The sequence below is a fragment of the Nonomuraea sp. NPDC047897 genome (genome assembly GCF_043204415.1).
GTDB lineage: Bacteria > Actinomycetota > Actinomycetes > Streptosporangiales > Streptosporangiaceae > Nonomuraea.
Window position 1 is genome coordinate 1 of record NZ_JBIDCC010000029.1, and the last position, 16,365, is coordinate 16,365.

At 73.2% G+C, this 16,365-nt stretch carries 14 protein-coding genes; 7 read left to right on the top strand and 7 right to left on the bottom strand.

The features are described from left to right. Window positions 1-202: 202 nt before the first annotated feature. The 3 genes from ACGF0J_RS37360 to ACGF0J_RS37370 all read right to left on the bottom strand — a co-directional run bounded on the left by ACGF0J_RS37360 (window position 203) and on the right by ACGF0J_RS37370 (window position 2,637). Window positions 203-1,552: a replication-associated recombination protein A gene (locus tag ACGF0J_RS37360; protein WP_393153908.1), complete on the bottom strand. Its 1,350-nt coding sequence runs from the start codon at window positions 1,550-1,552 to the stop codon at window positions 203-205. Window positions 1,553-1,690: 138 nt separating this feature from the next. After that, on the bottom strand, window positions 1,691-2,173 hold the full coding sequence (locus tag ACGF0J_RS37365; RefSeq protein ID WP_393153910.1) for a DUF488 family protein: 483 nt from the start codon (window positions 2,171-2,173) through the stop codon (window positions 1,691-1,693). A 68-nt stretch (window positions 2,174-2,241) separates the two neighbouring features. Next, the gene (locus tag ACGF0J_RS37370) at window positions 2,242-2,637 is read right to left on the bottom strand and encodes a RidA family protein (RefSeq protein WP_393153912.1); all 396 of its coding nucleotides are present in this window, start codon (window positions 2,635-2,637) and stop codon (window positions 2,242-2,244) included. A 137-nt stretch (window positions 2,638-2,774) separates the two neighbouring features. Here ACGF0J_RS37370 and ACGF0J_RS37375 point away from each other — a divergent pair, with 137 nt between their 5' ends. Next, a complete protein-coding gene (locus tag ACGF0J_RS37375; protein ID WP_393153914.1) occupies window positions 2,775-3,749 on the top strand; it encodes a helix-turn-helix transcriptional regulator in 975 nt (324 codons plus the stop codon). A 103-nt stretch (window positions 3,750-3,852) separates the two neighbouring features. Here the strand turns inward: ACGF0J_RS37375 and rph are convergent, their stop codons facing one another. Beyond that, window positions 3,853-6,456 carry a rifamycin-inactivating phosphotransferase gene (gene rph, locus ACGF0J_RS37380; protein ID WP_393153916.1) on the bottom strand — a complete coding sequence of 868 codons (2,604 nt, stop codon included), beginning with the start codon at window positions 6,454-6,456 and terminating at the stop codon, window positions 3,853-3,855. 287 nt (window positions 6,457-6,743) lie between these two features. Here rph and ACGF0J_RS37385 point away from each other — a divergent pair, with 287 nt between their 5' ends. The 3 genes from ACGF0J_RS37385 to ACGF0J_RS37395 all read left to right on the top strand — a co-directional run bounded on the left by ACGF0J_RS37385 (window position 6,744) and on the right by ACGF0J_RS37395 (window position 9,038). Continuing rightward, entirely contained in the window at window positions 6,744-7,298 is a 555-nt protein-coding gene (locus ACGF0J_RS37385) for a TetR/AcrR family transcriptional regulator (RefSeq protein WP_393153918.1), read from the top strand. Window positions 7,299-7,304: 6 nt separating this feature from the next. Then, a complete protein-coding gene (locus tag ACGF0J_RS37390) occupies window positions 7,305-8,507 on the top strand; it encodes an FAD-dependent oxidoreductase (protein WP_393153920.1) in 1,203 nt (400 codons plus the stop codon). Window positions 8,508-8,618: 111 nt separating this feature from the next. Next, window positions 8,619-9,038 carry a peptidase inhibitor family I36 protein gene (locus ACGF0J_RS37395; RefSeq protein WP_393153922.1) on the top strand — a complete coding sequence of 140 codons (420 nt, stop codon included), beginning with the start codon at window positions 8,619-8,621 and terminating at the stop codon, window positions 9,036-9,038. Between the two features lie 62 nt (window positions 9,039-9,100). Here the strand turns inward: ACGF0J_RS37395 and ACGF0J_RS37400 are convergent, their stop codons facing one another. Then, window positions 9,101-12,001 (bottom strand): M36 family metallopeptidase, encoded by a 2,901-nt coding sequence (locus ACGF0J_RS37400; RefSeq protein ID WP_393153924.1) that lies wholly within the window; start codon window positions 11,999-12,001, stop codon window positions 9,101-9,103. A 172-nt stretch (window positions 12,002-12,173) separates the two neighbouring features. Continuing rightward, complete coding sequence (locus ACGF0J_RS37405; protein WP_393153926.1) at window positions 12,174-13,073, bottom strand: NAD-dependent protein deacetylase; 900 nt, start codon at window positions 13,071-13,073, stop codon at window positions 12,174-12,176. Window positions 13,074-13,250: 177 nt separating this feature from the next. Here ACGF0J_RS37405 and ACGF0J_RS37410 point away from each other — a divergent pair, with 177 nt between their 5' ends. Then, window positions 13,251-13,994: a phosphatase PAP2 family protein gene (locus tag ACGF0J_RS37410; protein WP_393153928.1), complete on the top strand. Its 744-nt coding sequence runs from the start codon at window positions 13,251-13,253 to the stop codon at window positions 13,992-13,994. Continuing rightward, window positions 13,987-14,853 (top strand): phosphatase PAP2 family protein, encoded by an 867-nt coding sequence (locus ACGF0J_RS37415; RefSeq protein ID WP_393153930.1) that lies wholly within the window; start codon window positions 13,987-13,989, stop codon window positions 14,851-14,853. The genes ACGF0J_RS37410 and ACGF0J_RS37415 overlap by 8 nt, the downstream gene beginning before the upstream one ends. 3 nt (window positions 14,854-14,856) lie before the next feature. Here ACGF0J_RS37415 and ACGF0J_RS37420 read toward each other — a convergent pair whose 3' ends face one another. Next, window positions 14,857-15,384 (bottom strand): hypothetical protein, encoded by a 528-nt coding sequence (locus tag ACGF0J_RS37420; RefSeq protein ID WP_393153932.1) that lies wholly within the window; start codon window positions 15,382-15,384, stop codon window positions 14,857-14,859. 256 nt (window positions 15,385-15,640) lie between these two features. Between ACGF0J_RS37420 and ACGF0J_RS37425 the strand changes: the two genes are divergently transcribed. Continuing rightward, window positions 15,641-16,348, top strand: a complete 708-nt coding sequence (locus ACGF0J_RS37425; RefSeq protein ID WP_393153934.1) for a CBS domain-containing protein — start codon at window positions 15,641-15,643, stop codon at window positions 16,346-16,348. Window positions 16,349-16,365: the final 17 nt, after the last annotated feature.

Below are 16,365 nucleotides of genomic sequence, written 5' to 3' on the forward strand. Positions count from 1 at the left end.
GCAGCCGCGTGCCCGGCCCGGCCGACATCCACCGCGACGGCGTCCGCACCGGCCCCGGCCGCCCCCCCCCCCCCCCCCCCCACACCCCCCCCCCCCCCCCCCCCCCCCCCCCCCCGAAGATCCAGGAGCGATGACGCCCGGGCCGGTCGCCACGCGGGTGCGGCATCGACGCGCCGTGGCCGGCGAGATCGCGTCGGCGCCGCTACCCGCCGCGGACGGCCCGGCGAAGCTGGGCGAGGCGCTCGCGCAGGGTGCGTTCCCCGCCGTGCCGCGCAGGGCGGTAGTAGTCCCTGCCCACCAGCGCGTCGGGCGGGTACTGCTGCTCCAGGACTCCCTCGGGGGTGGCGTGCGGGTAGCGGTAGCCGACCGCGTTGCCCAGCTCCTTGGCGCCCGAGTAGCGGCCGTATCGCAGGTGCGCGGGCACCGCGCCGACGGCGCCCGCGCGGACGTCGGCCATGGCCTCGTCGATCGCGACGATCATCGCGTTCGACTTCGGCGCCGTCGCCAGGTGCACGGTGGCCTGCGCCAGGGCCAGGCGGGCCTCGGGCATCCCCAGCAGCTCGACGGCCTGGGCCGCGGCTACGGCGGCCTGCAGCGCGGTGGGGTCGGCCAGCCCGACGTCCTCACTGGCGTGCACCAGCAACCGCCGCGCGACGAACCGCGGGTCCTCCCCGGCCACCAGCATGCGGGCCAGGTAGTGCAGCGCGGCGTCGGGGTCCGAGCCGCGGATCGACTTGATGAACGCGCTGATGACGTCGTAGTGCTGGTCGCCCTGCCGGTCGTAGCGCACGGTGGCCTCGGTGACGGCCCGCTCCACGGCCGGCACGTCGATCACCTCGCCGCCCGTGGCCGCCACCCCGTCAGCGCTCGCCTCCAGCGCCGTCAGCGCGCGACGGGCGTCGCCGGCGGCGAGGCGCACCAGGGCGGCCTCCGCCTCGGCCGACAGCGTGACCGAGCCGTCGAGGCCGCGCGGTTCCGTCACCGCGCGGCGCAGCAGCTCGCGGACCTCGTCCTCGGTCAGAGAGCGGAGCTGCGACACCAGCGAGCGTGACAGCAGCGGCGCCACCACCGCGAACGACGGGTTCTCCGTGGTGGCCGCCACGAGCAGCACGAGCCGGTCCTCGACGGCTCCGAGCAGCGCGTCCTGCTGGGTCCTGGAGAAGCGGTGCACCTCGTCGACGAACAGGACGGTCTGCTGGTCGTGGCGGTCACGGCGACGGCGCGCCCCGTCGATCACCTCGCGGAGCTCCCTGACGCCGCTGGACAGCGCCGAGAGGGCGACGAAGTGCCGGGTGTCGACGGTGCCGAGCAGGCGCGCGATCGTGGTCTTCCCGGTGCCGGGCGGGCCGTAGAGCACCACCGACGCCGCCGCCCCGCCCTCCACCAGCCGCCGCAGCGGCGCGCCGGGACGCAGCAGGTGCGCCTGGCCGACGACCTCGTCGAGCGTGCGCGGCCGCATCCGCACCGCCAGCGGCGCGGTCGCCCGTAGCCCGTCCGCGGGCGGGCTGGCGAGCGCCGGCAGCTCGAACAGCCCCTCCGCCTCGGCGGTCACCGCGCCGCCCGGCGATCGACGCGGGACACACCTCGGTGTCGCGGTCGCGGAGACGTCCTGCTGGACACGTGCTGAGACCTCCTTGTGCGGGTCCGCCGCTCGGAACGGACCCTGGACCGTCGTCCTGCACGGCGTGGTTCACGGGCGCAGGTGCTCGATCGTGACGTGGTGCCGCTCGGTCAACCGCTGGGCGATCAACGAGCGGTGACAGGCCTCGGGGTCGCGCTCGACGCAGAGCAGCGCCGCGGTCCCGCCGCCCGGCAGCTCCGACACGATCGGCGTCAGGTCGGCGCGGTCGAGGATCTCGGTGGTGTAGCGGCGGGCGTACTCGGCGGCGAGCTCGCGGCGTGAGCGTTTGCCGACCCCTTGCCGGTCGTCCTCGGCGTACTGGAGCCGGCGTAACTCGGTGGTCGGGGCGAGCTCACGGTGGTGCTCGTAGGCGATGCCGGCCTGGGCGAGGGCCGCCTGCAGCCGGCGGGAGTTCGCCCAGGCGTACTCGGGTCCGCGGACCCCGCGGCGCTGGCGTACGTCGATCAGCAGGCGAGCGTCCGCCTGCCGCAGTCGCAGCAGGAAGGACTCGACGTCGAAGCCGTAGACGCCGATCGTCACCATTCTGAGCATCGGAAGTCACCTGCCTGCCTCGCATTCGTGCCGCCTCCGGCAGCCCTGCCGGAGGCGGCGAGGTCGCCTCAGGCGACGGCGGTTCCCTCAAGCTCGACCGTCAGGCCGGGGACCGCCAGCCGCGTCACCCCGAGCATCGTGGTGGCCGGCGCCACCCCGGCGGCGCCCAGCCGCGCCGCCAGCACGCCGTAATGCTCGAAGAGCCGGTCGACGTCGGTGGTGTAGACGTTGAGCCGGACGAGGTTCGCGAGGGACATGCCGGCCTCGGCGAGCACGGCCTCCATGTTGTCGAGGCTCAGCGCCAGCTGTGCCGCCATGTCATCGATATGCTGGGGCTTGCCGTCGCCGCTCATCGCGGCCTGCCCGGCGCAGTAGAGGGTCCGGGTGTGCCCGGAGACGACCTCTCCCTGGTTGTACCCCAGCTCCACCGACCACGACCACGGGTTGACCGCCGTTCGCTCCATCGCTGTATCAGCTCCATTCGATTCGTGTTAGTACGTTCACGGCCGTCGGCGCGGTGGCCACCGCTCCCCTGGCCGTGCTGATCAGCCTCCCAACAAATCACGACATCCTGTGTCGTGTATTTCTGTAGAGTTTTCGCATGCGCGCCGACCGGTTGGTCTCGCTGGTGCTGTTGCTGCGGCAGCACGGCCGGCTGTCCGCGGCCGCGCTGGCCCGCGAGCTGGAGGTGTCCACCCGCACCGTGCAGCGCGACATCGAGGCGCTGTCCGCGGCCGGTGTCCCCGTCTACGCCGAACGCGGCCGGCACGGCGGCTTCGCGTTGCTGCCCGGATTCCGGACCGAGCTCACCGGGCTGAACCACGACGAGGCCCTCGCCCTGCTGGTCGCCGGATCGCGGCGTGGCGCGCAGGCGTTCGGCCTCGGCTCGGCGCTCGCCTCGGCGATGCTCAAGGTGGTCGACGCGCTACCCGCGAGCTATCGGGACACCGCGGCCGGCGCGGCCGAGCGGTTGCTCATCGACCCGGAGACCGACCTCCTCTCGCGCCGGCTGGTCACGGAGGAGGCGCCTGACACCGTTTCGGCCGAGGTCCTGCGCGCGGTGTTCGCCGGACACAAGCTGCGCATCCACTACGCCGCTGTCGACCGGACCCCGCAGTGGCGCACGGTGGACCCGATCGGCCTGGTCACCGTACGCGACCGGGGCTACCTGCTGGCCACGAGGTCCGGCGCGGACCGCACCTACCGGCTGTCCAGGATCCTGGCCGCCGAGGAGCTGGCCGAACCCGCGCAGCGACCGGACCGGGTCGATCTGAGCCGAGCCTGGCAGGAACGCAGCACGCGGTTCCGGACCGGCGGCGACCAGGTCGCCGTGCTGGTGCGGGTCAACCCGGCGCGACGGGAGGAGCTGGTGGGCACCGCGCTGGCCGTCCTGTCCGAGGAAGCCGAGGCGGACGGCTGGCTGCGGATGGAGGTGACCTTCCAGGACCCGAGGCACGCCGCATGGGCGCTGTGGCAGCTCACCACGAACGCCGAAGCCCTGGCCCCGCAGTGGTTGCGCAACTCGCTGCGCGACCGCGCCGCCGCGATCGCCGCCCGCTACGGGGTGTCATCGTGAGGGCGGGCGCGTGCTGCGGTCCGCCGCCGCCGCACCTCCGCCGTGGGACGTCCGGCGGCTGCCGTCGCCGCGTGGCCGGCCGGGGCCGGCCTGATGCGACGGTTCAGTCGAGGATCTCGACGTACCCGTCGGTTCCGTGCACGCGGATCCGCTGTCCGTCGCGGATCAGCCGGGTGGCCTGCTCCACACCCACGACGGCCGGCAAGCCGTACTCCCGCGCGATCACCGCGCCGTGCGTCATCAGGCCGCCCACCTCCGTCACCAGTCCGGCGACGGTGACGAACAGAGGGGTCCAGCTCGGGTCGGTGTAGGCGGTGACCAGGATGTCGCCCGCCTTGAGGTCGGCCCGCGCCATGTCCGTGACGACCCGGGCCCGGCCCTCGACGGTGCCGGCCGAGACGGGGAGGCCGGCCAGTGCGCCGGGTGGGGCGTCGGTACGCCGATACCGGCCCGTGAGGGCCTCGCCGTCCGAGGTGAGGACCCGGGGCGGGGTGAGCGCCTCGTAGGACCGGAACGCCTCCCGCCTTCGCGGAACGAGGCCGGCGTCCACCTCGCCGGTGCGCACGACGTCCCGCAGCTCCTCCAGCCGGAGGAAGAAGATGTCTTCCCTCTCGCGCAGGATGCCGGACCTGACGAGGCGATCCGCCTCCCGCAGCAACGCCTGCTTGTAGACGAAGTAGCGGCTGACCATGCCGTACTTGGGATACTCCCGGTATCCCGCGAAGGTGCGGACGCGGTCGATCATCCGCTTGGTCTCCTCGGCCTTGCGGTCCCCGTGGGGCAGCGCGCGCAATCGCGTCAGCAGCTCCTGTTCTCTCCGCCGCGACTCCTGGCGTCCCTGTTCGAAGTGCCGCCTGCCGGCGCCCGGCTCGAAGTTCTCGATGTTGCCGAGGATGGTGGGCACGAGCGTGGCGGGACGCTCGCTCCAGCGCGTCCTGGTGATGTCGATCTCGCCCGCGCAGCGCATGCCGTAGGCGTCGAGGAAGCCTCGGATGGCGTCACGTGCTTCTCGCCCGCCGGTCAGCCCGGCCAGCTCGTCCAGGAAGCCGTCGCCGTCCCGGTCCTCGTCCACGACGCGGCGCAGGAACGCCACGACGTCCGGGTACGGCCGGATGGCGTCTGCGACGTCGAGGAGCGCCAGGCCCATCTCCGACGTGACGTTGTGCGGGACGGACTGCGTGAGCGCGTCGGCCGCCTTCCTCTCGCCCAGCCACGCCTCGATGTGCTCGTTGAGCCACTCGGCCGCGTCCATCGCCGCCATGATCAACTGGATGCCCCGCGGGTCGAACAGCACGCGTTTCAGCTCCGCGATGTCGGCGAGGACGAAGTCGAGCAGCGCCGGCCCGGACAGCCCCTCGATCTCGCGCCGCAGGGTGGCGAGGGACGCCTGCCCCTGTCGGACGAGCTGGGCGACGACGGCCGGATCGGCCTCGATCGGAGCGGGCGGGCTGCCGGCCGCGGGCCCGGGGCCTTCGTCCGGGAGCAGGCGGATGAAGTCGCCCCGGTCGAGGATGGTCTGGAGCGCGTCCCCGATCAGCGGGTCGGCCTTTCTCAGGGCCTCCAGGAGGCCCGCGCGGCCCGCGGGCGTCGCCAGGGCGGGGGCCACGTCGACGAACAGCCGCCCGCCCGCCTCATGCATCGGCCGTGGAGTCGTGAGCTGCCACAGGGACAGGCCCAGCGGCTTCATCGCGTCGGTCATCATCTGCTGGTGACCGACGGAGATGTAGACGTGGTTGTCCTGGTCGCCGGTCGCGGGGACGGGGAACAGCGTGGTGATCGGCCGGCTCTGGACGACGTGGAAGTCGTCGCCGACCAGGCACCACTCGATGTCCTGGGGCCGGCCGAAGTGCGCTTCGACGCGCCGTCCCAGGCGCACCAGGCGCACGACCTGGACGTCCGTCAGAGCCGGCTGCGTCTGCCGCCGCGGCTCGACCGCGACGTCCTGCGTGCCGCCTCCCGGCGCCGCCCGGACGAGCCGCGGCTTGGTGGCGACCGACGTGGCGACGACCTGATCGTCGCGCACTGTGTGGACGTCCGCGGCGGCCAGACCGGAGACCAGCGTCTCGCCGAGCCCCCAGACGGCTTCCACGGTGGCGATCTTCCGGTTCGAGGTCACGGGGTCCGCGGTGAAGAGCACCCCCGCCGCGTCCGGGAACACCATGCGCTGGACGACCACCGCCATCCGCACCTTCCGGTGGTCGAAGCCGTTGCGGCACCGGTAGGTCACCGCCCGTTCGGTGAACAGCGAGGCCCAGCACCGCCGTACGTGCCGTAGGACCTCCGCCGGGCCCACGACGTTCAGGTACGAGTCCTGCTGGCCGGCGAAGGACGCGGTCGGCAGGTCCTCGGCCGTCGCGCTGGAACGCACCGCGCAGGGGGCCTGCTCCCCGAGCCGGGCGAGGGCTTCGCTGATCGCCGCCACGACGTCGTCGGGCACCGCGGCGTCTTCGACGACGCGGCGGATGTCGGCGCTCAGTGCGCGGATCGCCGCGCGGTCGTCCGGTTCCGCGTGCGACAGCAGGTCAAGCTGAGCGTCGATCGACGGCGCCGCTGCCAGGACCCGCCGGAAGGCGTCCGTCGTGACGCAGAAGCCGTCGGGCACGCGGATGCCGTCGATGCGCGCGAGCTCGCCCAGGTGCGCCGCCTTTCCGCCGACGTCCGCGACCTTCGTCGCGTCGATGTGCTCGAAACCGATCACGTAGCCCAATGTCGTCGCTCCACCGTTCGTCGGGTCGGTTGGCAACGGGCAGTATGAAGCACTTTTTCGCGCCTCATGAGGCGTGCCCATCTGCTATAAGGTGAAAGTGGCGGGAGTGGCGTACGCCCCCCGATCCGCGAACTTCTGCGCGGACCGTGCCGAGTGGCCTGGCACGAGTGTTCCCTGTGGTGAACCACCTCCCGGCACCGCACAGGCGCTCGCCGAGCATCAAGTCATTGCGACCGGGGTCGCGCGTCCCCTAGTATTGAATAAACGTTTATTCAATGGATGGAGCGATGGCGAGGACCCGGAAGCAACAGGCCGAGTGGCGGCGCGAGCAACTTCTCGACGCGGCGATGCAGGCTTTCGCCCGCAAAGGCGTCGACGGCGCGTCGGTCAAGGACGTCGCCGAAGCGGCAGGGGTGACGCCCGGCCTGCTGTATCGGTACTTCGACAGCAAGGAGGCCCTGGTCGAGACGCTGCTGTCCGAGCGGGGCTTCCTGCCTCGGCTGCGCGAGCTGCTTGCGGCCGACCACCACGCGCGGCCGGCCACCGAAGTGCTGACCGAGCTGCTCGGCGCGTTCGACCGGCTGCTCGCCGACAACGCCGACCTCGTGGCGGTGTTCTTCAGCGCCACGCAGGCCCGCGCGGCGCTGGCGGAGCTGGTGGGCGAGGGCCAGCGGCTCATCGCCGGCTTCCTGGCCGCCCGGGTCGCCGCCGGCGAGCTGCGTCCGCACGACACGGCGACCGCGGCGAGGACCCTGTTCGCCACGGTGGCGATCGGCCGCAGGACCGGATCCCCCGTCGACGTGGCGAGCCTCGTCGACCTGCTCTTCCCCCACGAAAGGTGAGAGACCATGCGCACCGAGACCACCCGATGCTGCGTCGTCGGCGGCGGCCCCGCGGGGATGATGGCCGGCCTCCTGCTGGCCCGCCAGGGCGTCGAGGTGACCGTGCTGGAGAAGCACGCCGACTTCCTCAGGGACTTCAGGGGTGACACGGTCCACCCCTCCACGCTTGAGCTGATCGCCGAGCTGGGTTGGATCGAGGAGTTCCTGCGGCTGCCGCACACCAGGATGCCCGCGGTCACCGTGAACCTCGGCGGCCGGGCCGTCACCTTCGCCGACTTCACCCGGCTGAAGGTTCGGTGCCCCTACATCGCCTTCATGCCGCAGTGGGACGTGCTCGACTTCCTGGCCGGCAAGGCCGCCGCGTACCCCTCCTTCCGGCTGCTGCGCAGCACCGAGGCGACCGAGCTGATCATGGAGGGCGGCCGGGCCGCGGGGGTGCGGGCGGCCACCGCCGACGGGCCGGTCGAGGTGCGGGCCGACCTGGTGATCGCCGCGGACGGCCGGCACTCCAGGATCCGCGCGCGGGCCGGCCTGGAGCCCGTGGCCGGCTCGCCGCCCATGGACGTGCTGTGGTTCCGCCTCCCCCGCCGTGAAGACGATCAGGTGCCCTTCTTCCAGGGCGGCAAGGGAGCGTTGATCTCCATCGACAGGGGCGCGTTCTGGCAGCTCGCCTACGCGATTCCGGCCGCGGCGTCCGCCCAGGTCAAGGAGGCCGGCCTGGCCGCGTTCAGGGAACGGGTCGCGGAGCTGGCGCCGGCGCTGCGCGACCGCGTCGGCCAGATCGCCGGCTGGGAGGAGGTGCATGAGTTGACGGTGCGGGTCGACCGGCTGCCGCGGTGGCATCGGCCGGGGCTGCTGTGCATCGGGGACGCCGCCCACGCCATGTCGCCCGCGGGCGGTGTCGGCATCAACCTGGCGGTGCAGGACGCGGTGGCCGCCGCCAACCTGCTCGGCCCCGTCCTGCTGCGGCCCGGCCGCCCCGGCGAGGCGGACCTCGCCCGGGTCCAGTCGCGCAGGGAACGCGCCGCCAGGGTGACCCAGGCGTTCCAGGTCGGCATCCTGCGCGATCTGTATCCCAAGGACCTGGCCGACGACACGACCGGACACGTACCGCCCATCTTCACCGCGTTCAGGGCCCTGCCGCCGCTGCGTCATGCCATGGGCCGCTTCATCGGCCTGGGAGTGCGGCCGGAGCACATCGCAGGCTGACCGGCCCGGCGGGTCAGCGGGGCGGGAGATCGCCCGCCCCCCTTCCCCGGCAAGATCCAAGCGTGTATGTTCGCCTCATCGCCGAAGAAAAGTTTCACCCTTGGAGAGGCTATGGGCAAGAAGCTTCAGATGCTGGCGTTACCGACGGCGGCCCTCGCGCTCGCGCTGGCACCCGCCTTCCCGGCGCAGGCGGCGGACGGCTACGACCGCTGCCGAACCGGCCACTACTGCATGTTCTCCGGGCTGGACGGCACCGGAGACATGATCGAGATCCAGGCCAGCACCCCTGACCTGGCCGCGCTCGGCATGGCCGGCCGCGCCAAGTCCGACTGGAACCGGACCGGCTCCTACATCCACCTCCACTCCGAGGCCGGCTACCAGGGCTGCACGGCGGTCACGTCGCCCGGTGGCAAGGGCAACTTCTTCATCACCTACCGCGACTTCTTCCACTCCGTGCGCGTCGGCGGGCCGAACGGCCCCTCGTGCGGCACTCCTCCAGGGGAGGGCCTGTCGGTCAAGTCGCACGCCTGACCCCGCACGAGGCGCGCCCCCTCCCGCAGGACGGGAGGGGGCGCGCCGGCGTTCGCCGCGGGTCAGTGCGAGTACGCCTGGAACTCGGCGGCCCGGACCTGGTCGCGCTGCGGGCTGGCCGTGGCGCAGTCCGTCGCGGAGTTCGGGTCGTCGTCCTGCTCACCGGCGTACAGCGGGTTGCCGGTGCACTGGGTGGTCGCCGCGCGCAGCATCAGATGCGTGGCGGTGGTGGCCGGAACGCGGAACGACTTGATCAGCAGGTCGGCCCCCCGGGGACGGGGCAGCGCGGCCTTGAAGGCGTCCTTCGGGCTGGTGTAGATCTTCGTGAAGTTGGCCGGGTCGGAGCAGCCGGAGCTGCACGCCAGCACCTCGAACGAGCGCAGGGCCGAGAAGCGGTTCTGGCCACCCGGGTCGGCCGGGTCGCCGGTGTTCGGCCGGAGCATGGCGCTCACCTGCACCCTGCGGATCTTGACGGGCGCGTCACCCGCCAGGTCCACGGTGACCGACTTGCCGGCCGGAGCCCCGGTGAGGGAGGCCCAGTTCGTGGCCTCCGTCTCGTCGATCAGCTTGGCGTGGTTGACTCCGTCGCCGGAGGCCGCCGCGCCGGCCGTGGCCGAGGCGTGGTTGCGCGACAGCGGCAGCGGGAGCGGCAGCTTCACCCCGGGCAGCACGGCGAACTTCAACCGCGTGTGGCCGAAGCCGTTGCCCGCGACGACGAAGTCGTACAGGCCCGGCGTCATCTCCACGGTGTCGCCCAGGTCCGTCGCCGGGTCGGTGTCGGCGACCGGGACCACGCGCCCCTCGTAGTCGCCCACGTACAGCCGCAGCGCCGCGCCCTTGGCCTCGCCTAGCGGCTTGAGCTGCAACGAGCCGTTCTTGCCGGCCGGGTCGACGAAGCTGGGCGTCGGGTCGGGGTCGTTCGGGCCGTTGCTGGCCGCGCCCTCGCCGAGGCCGTGCTCGGCGAACGCCCGCCACATGATGCCCTGGTTCGCCCCGCCGAAGCGGATCGCGTCGGCGGCGAGCAGCGCGTCCCGGTGGTCGACGTAGCTGACCGCGCCCGACGCCATCAGCAGCAGCGCGTCGAACGACAGTTGCGCCCAGCGCCGGCTGCCCGGGCACCGGTCGACCGGCGTCTGCCCGTCGGCGCAGGCCTTGTGCTGCTTGGCCGTGCCCTTGCCGTACTTCTTGACGAACGCCTGCCGCACGTCGAACTGCGTGGCCGACCAGATCTCGCCGTCGGCGTGTACCTGCTGGCCGACGATGTCGTAGGCGATGTCGCTGTAGTTCAGCGGCGACTTCGACATGTCGTAGTTGCGGATGCCGCGCTCGTGGTCGCCGGTGACATAGCCGCCGGTGACGTACGGGGTGACGCCCGCCGGCCGGAAGCCGTACTCGGCCAGGTACTCCATGGCGAGCAGGTCGGAGGTGCTCTCGTTCATGGCCCCGGCCTGGGCGCCGCTCCAGCCGGCGTTCGGGCCGCCGACCATGCGGCCGGAGATGGCGTGGGTGTACTCGTGGCCGATGACCGACATGTCGTAGTCGCCGTCCACGCACGGGGCGTAGAACGCGCCCGCGATCGGCTGCCACAGGTACATGTTGGTGATCGGCGCGACGCCGTCGGGGCCGGTGATCTGGTTGGCGTTGTCGCGGACGGACAGCACGCGGGCGCCGGCCTGCGCGTTGCCCTGCTCGGGGTCGCCGCCGAGACCGCCCCGGTCGCCGTTGTCGGCCTGCATGTTCCAGGCCGTCTCGGTGAAGCCCAGCCGGTACGACCAGTCGTGCATGCGGTTGTGCATCGCGTGCAGGTTGGCGATCGCCGCCTCCAGGTCCGCCTCGCCCTCCTTGTCGAAGGCCGCGGGGTCGCACTTGGACTCGTACCAGGCGTTGCGCCACGGGTAGACGTAGTCGCGGCTGGGCGTGAGCGCGTTGCTGCGGGTGCCGACCGTGAACGGATCGCCGCTGGCCCGGTTCTCGAACGTGCGCGCCGCGTTGCCGAGACTGGTGCGGGTGGACTCGCCCGTGGCGTGGTCGACGTCCCACGCCCTGCCGGTGGCGGGGTCGCCGCCGACCACGTAGTCGCAGCCCGGGCCGGCGGTGGCGCACCAGGTCCGGCGCGTGTCGGCCGAGGAGTAGTCGGCCGGCGGGTTGGCCGGGAACGCCTCCCAGCGCGGGTTGTCCGGGTCGAAGTGGTCGACCAGGTTCTCGCGGACCAGGACGGCGCCGCTGACGGCGTCCACGTGCGTGGTGTAGCCGGCGGCCTCGCCGTCCTCGCCGCCGATGAGCACCACCTGGTACGCGCTGTGCACGCCGTCGGGAGCGGGCACGGCCACGGCGGTGACCTTCTTGGTGACGGCCGTGGCCAGGTCGATCCCGCCGTCGCGGGCGGCGATCTGCAGCGCCTGCTGCTCGGTGATCCGGGCGGCCGGAGGGGCGCCGGTCTCGCGGGACAGCGACGAGGTGACGTGCCGGACCGTGCCATCGAGCACGCCGACGCTGACGAGACCGTCCACGCCGGCAGGCAGGTCGCCGAAGCGCTGACGGAGCAGGACGGCGTGGCCGTCGCCGATGGGGTTGACGGCGACCTTCTCCAGGGCGTCCACGGCCTGGGCGGACAGACCGAACAGGCCCTCGCGATCCTTGAGGTAGGCGCGGGCGACCTGTTCGGGGTCACTGCCCAGGCCCTCGGCCAGCGGCTCGGCGCCGGTGACGACGGCCGGGGTGCCGAGAGCGTTCCAACGGACGCGGGCGGCCGGTCCCGCGCTGCGCGCGTTGATCCCGGCGGGCGGCGGGACACTGCCTCGCCGGTTGTCCAGGTCGGGCTTGCCGTGCTGTTCGGCCTGGAAGTCGTGGACCACCGGGGCTGTCGCGCCAGGTTCGGCCTGGGCGGCGCCGGTGGAGGGCAGAATGGCCGCCGCGATGGCGACGGCGAGGGCAGCGCTGCGTAACCAGGGTTTGGTCGACACCGGTCCTCCTGCTCGGGGGGTGCGCGCGGATGCCGCGCGGTACCCGCACGAGGTAATCACCGCCGCCGAGGCGTGACAAGATCTTGTAAAGCACGAAAAGTCGGCGTATAGGGGGCGTAGAAGGGGCTGCGCCGCGATCCGTACCAGATCAAGGACCCACCGGGGCCGGGGCTCAGCGGCCGGTCAGCCGCGCGACCAGAGCGCCGAGCGCGTCACCGAGCGGCGCGTCCAAGGTGACCGTCGCGTCGGCGTCGCCGCGGGTCGGCCCCTGGTTGACGATGCCGATCGGGATGCCCAGCTCGGCCGCGCGGGTGACGAACCGCAGCCCGGACCGCACCGCCAGCGACGATCCGAGCACGAGCAGCGCCCGCGCGCCGCCGACCAGCGCGAAGCACGCGTCGACCCGGTCGCGCGGCACGTTCTCGCCGAAGAACACCACGTCGGGCTTGAGCAGCCCGCCGCAGCCGGTGCAGTCGACCACCCTGAACCCCTCGACCTGCTCGTCGGTGAGCACGGCGTCGCCGTCGGGGTTGATCCGCCCGCTCGCCTCCCAGCCGGGGTTGGCGGCGCGCAGGCGCTGGTCCAGCTCGGCGCGGGAGGTGCGCCGCCGGCACGACAGGCAGGCGACCCGGTCGAGGCCGCCGTGCAGCTCGATCACCTGCCGGGCGCCCGCCGCCTGGTGCAGGCCGTCGACGTTCTGGGTGACGATCCCGGCGAGCAGGCCGTGCCGCTCCAGCACTGTCACCGCGTGGTGCCCGGCGTTGGGCCTGGCCTGCCCGATCTGCCGCCAGCCGACGTGGCTGCGCGCCCAGTAGCGCCGCCGCGCCTGCGCACTGCCGACGAACCTCTGGTAGGTCATCGGCTCCGCCCGCCGGGCCCGGCCGGTGGGGCCCCGGTAGTCGGGGATGCCGGACTCCGTGGACAGGCCGGCCCCGCTGAGCACCGCCACGCCGCCCCCGGCCACCAGCTCGGCCAGCGCCGTGAACGACGCGGCCGGCCGGGCCTCCTGGGTCGACCGGTGGGCCGGCGCGGGTCCGTGGGGCACGCCGACGGCGTGCGCGTTTCCCGTCACCCTTCCATGGTGCCCGACGTGCGGCGCGCCCGGCGCCCGGGCGAAGGTCCACTCCCGCGACGGCCCGTGGAGGGATGGCGGAGGGATGGCGGAGGGATGATCGCCTCGCGAGCGGGTAGCCGGGGGCGGAGGTGAACCGCCGACCGTCATCCGAGGAGAAAGAGGTGCTCCCCGCGCATGACCACCAGTCGCTGGACGAGCACGCACCCTGACCGGGACCGCAGGCTGGGCCTGCGGCTGGCCCTCGCGTCGTTCGCGGTGGCCCTCATGATGATCCCGTTCATGCTGCTGCTCGTCATCGCCAAGCTGCCGCTGAACGAACTGGACGCCGGCGTCGCGCGGGCGCTGCACGCCTACGCGCGGGCCCACCCTGACGTGACGGAGGTGATGATCGTCTGGACGGACGTGTTCGGCCCGTGGCCGTGGCGGATCGCGGTGGCCGCGCTGGCCGGCTGGCTCGTCCACCGGGGCGCCCCGCGGCTCGCCCTGTGGGCGATCACCACCATCACCGTGGGCGGGCTGCTCGGCGCGGGACTCAAGCTCCTCGTGGACCGTTCGAGGCCGCACCTGCCCGACCCGGTGGCGCTGGCGCCGGGTGACGCGTTCCCGTCGGGTCATGCCCTGACCGTCACGCTGGGCGCCGGCGTGATCGTGCTGGCGCTGCTGCCGGCGCTGCCGCGATGGGGCAGGCAGCTGGCCTGGGCGGCGGCCGCGTTCCTCGTCCTGACGGTGTCCTTCACCCGGGTCGCGCTGGCCGTGCACTGGGTCAGCGACGTGCTCGGCGGGATCGTGCTGGGCGCGGCGGTGATCGCCGCCACCACGGCGGCGTTCGAGACCTGGCGGCGGGACCGCGGCCGCCGGCCGGTCGTGCCGCCCCGAGACGGCGTCGAACCCGAGTCGGTGAGGGCGATCCGTGACTGAGCACACTGAGCACCCCCCGCACCCCGTGACCGGCCACCCCGCGCACCCCGTGACCGGCCACCCCGCGCACCCCGTGACCGGCCTCCCCGCGCACCCCGTGACCGGGCACCCCCGCCGCCCCCTGACCGGCCACCCCCGGCTGACCGGCCGCCCCCGGCGCCCCCTGACCGGCCACCTCCGGCACTACGCCTCTGCCCTGTTGTTACCGCTGGTCGCGCTCACCGCGGTGACGTACGGCGCCGGAGAGCTCGTCACGTCCCTGCCCACCGGCGAGGCGGCGGTGAACACCGGCCTCGCCGCCTGGCGCAGCGGCCTGTGGAACACGCTGACCGACATCGGCACGAGCCTGTCCGACACCCCGTACATCGTCGCCCTGACCGCGGCGACCGCCGCTTTCCTGGGCCTGGTCCGCCGGCGGCTGCACGAGGCGGCGTTCCTGGTGGCGGCCGTGTGGAGCCAGTCGCTCATCTTCCTGGCGACCAGCGCCCTGGTGGCCCGCCACCGGCCGCCCGTGCACCACCTCGACCCGGCTCCGCCCACCTCCAGCTTCCCCTCGGGGCACGTCAGCGCCGCCGTCGGCTTCTACTGCGCGGTCGCGCTGCTGCTCGCCGTCCGCGTGCGCGGCCCGGTGGCCCGCGCCCTGGTGTGGACGCTCGGCGTGGCGGTGCCGCTGGTCGTCGCCTTCTCCCGCCTGTACCGGGGCATGCACTTCCTGACGGACGTGCTGTGGGGGCTGCTGCTGGGCGCGTGTTGCGTCGCGGTGTCGGCCCGCGCCATCCTGGCCCGCCGCGCAGAGCGCCGGGCATGGCGATGCCCACCCCGCGGGGGCGGGGTGGGGGCGCCGGGGGCCGCACGGTGACGGCTACTTCAGGATCGCGTGACGCCGGACGATCGGCAGGCCGCCGAGTCCCAGCGTGGCGCCCGCGTCGGCCATGGCCAGCCCGACCAGCACGATCGCGTAGACGATGTGGTCGTCCATGAACGGGTTGGTGGTGAGGGGCAGTTCGGCCGCCCACATGAGGAGCAGCATCAGGCCGCCGGCCGCCGCCGCGACGCGGGTGCCGACGCCGAGGACGAGAGCGGCGCCGACGCCGAGCAGGCCGGCCATGAACAGCCAGTCCACCCAGGCCTGTCCGGCCAGGCCGGCGAAGAAGCCGCCGAGGGCGTTCTCGCCCGTGCCCTTGAGGAAGCCGGTGGTGGGGCTGCCGCCTTCGAGCCAGGCCCGGTTCGCCGGAGTGGCGAAGCCCCAGCCGAAGGTCTTGTCCAGGAACGCCCACAGGAAGACCCAGCCGATCGCGATCCGGGTCAGGGCCCAGACGTAGTCGACGGGACGGCGGGTCACGGGGGCGGCGTGCATGCGGGCGACGGGCTTGTTCATCGTGGCGGCCATGACGGCCCCCTCTCCTCGCGGGGTCACTGTCCTTGTCACACCCCAAGCAAAGCTTTGCCACCCCTTGGGGCGGCAGTGCCGTACGGCCCGCCCCCGGGGGACCTTCGGCCCGGCCGGGCGCGCCATAGGGCCCGGCCCGGCGCGCCCTATGGCGGCCCGACTGACGAAAGGCCAGGTCAGCGGGGACTTAGGGCCCTACGGTCCGGCGCAGCGGCGAGGTGCGATAGGGGTGTCGCCCGACGAGGAGGGCAGTCAGATGAGCATGACCATCCGCGACGTGATGACAGCGGACGTGACGGCGGTCCAGGAGGACGCCTCCTTCCGGGCCGTCGCGCAACTCCTGATCGACAAGGGCGTCAGCGGCCTGCCCGTGGTGGACGACGACGGCCACGTCAGGGGCGTCGTGTCCGAGGTCGACCTGCTGGCCAAGGAGGAGTTCAAGGCGCGCTTCCGCGGCGAGGAGTACCGGCAGCCGCTGCGGGCGCGGATCCGCCACTCGCTGGGCAGCGAGGGCAGCGGCCAGCACAAGGCGGCGGGCGAGACCGCGGGCCAGCTCATGACCCGCCCGGCGTACGTGACGACGCCCGACTCCCCCGTCGTGCTGGCCGCCCGGCTGATGGACCGGCACGGCATCAAGCGGCTGCCCGTCGTCGACTCCGACGGCCGGCTGGTCGGCATCGTCAGCCGGCGCGACCTGCTCAAGGTGTTCGTCCGCGCCGACGACGACATCCGGCGCGAGCTGCTGGACAGCATCCCGCTCACCGCCCCGTGGACCGAGCCGGCGTCGCTGGACATCCAGGTGACGGACGGGGTCGCGACCCTGGCCGGGACGGTGACCCGGCACAGCGAGGCCCTGTCGCTGGTCCGGGTGGCGCGCGGCGTGGACGGCGTCGTGGCGGTGCGCGACACGCTCACCTGGAAGCACGACGACGTCGTGGACGTGCCCGTCTGGGGCGGGGCCTGAGCGACTCCGAGGACTTT

What these genes read in the sequence shown, in the direction of transcription:
- ACGF0J_RS37370 (WP_393153912.1), bottom strand. Translation starts at nt 2,637, where the DNA reads ATGGAGCGAACGGCGGTCAACCCGTGGTCGTGGTCGGTGGAGCTGGGG.
- ACGF0J_RS37385 (WP_393153918.1), top strand. Translation starts at nt 6,744, where the DNA reads ATGGCGAGGACCCGGAAGCAACAGGCCGAGTGGCGGCGCGAGCAACTT.
- ACGF0J_RS37390 (WP_393153920.1), top strand. Translation starts at nt 7,305, where the DNA reads ATGCGCACCGAGACCACCCGATGCTGCGTCGTCGGCGGCGGCCCCGCG.
- ACGF0J_RS37420 (WP_393153932.1), bottom strand. Translation starts at nt 15,384, where the DNA reads ATGGCCGCCACGATGAACAAGCCCGTCGCCCGCATGCACGCCGCCCCC.
- ACGF0J_RS37410 (WP_393153928.1), top strand. Translation starts at nt 13,251, where the DNA reads ATGACCACCAGTCGCTGGACGAGCACGCACCCTGACCGGGACCGCAGG.
- ACGF0J_RS37425 (WP_393153934.1), top strand. Translation starts at nt 15,641, where the DNA reads ATGAGCATGACCATCCGCGACGTGATGACAGCGGACGTGACGGCGGTC.
- ACGF0J_RS37375 (WP_393153914.1), top strand. Translation starts at nt 2,775, where the DNA reads ATGCGCGCCGACCGGTTGGTCTCGCTGGTGCTGTTGCTGCGGCAGCAC.
- ACGF0J_RS37395 (WP_393153922.1), top strand. Translation starts at nt 8,619, where the DNA reads ATGGGCAAGAAGCTTCAGATGCTGGCGTTACCGACGGCGGCCCTCGCG.
- ACGF0J_RS37365 (WP_393153910.1), bottom strand. Translation starts at nt 2,173, where the DNA reads ATGCTCAGAATGGTGACGATCGGCGTCTACGGCTTCGACGTCGAGTCC.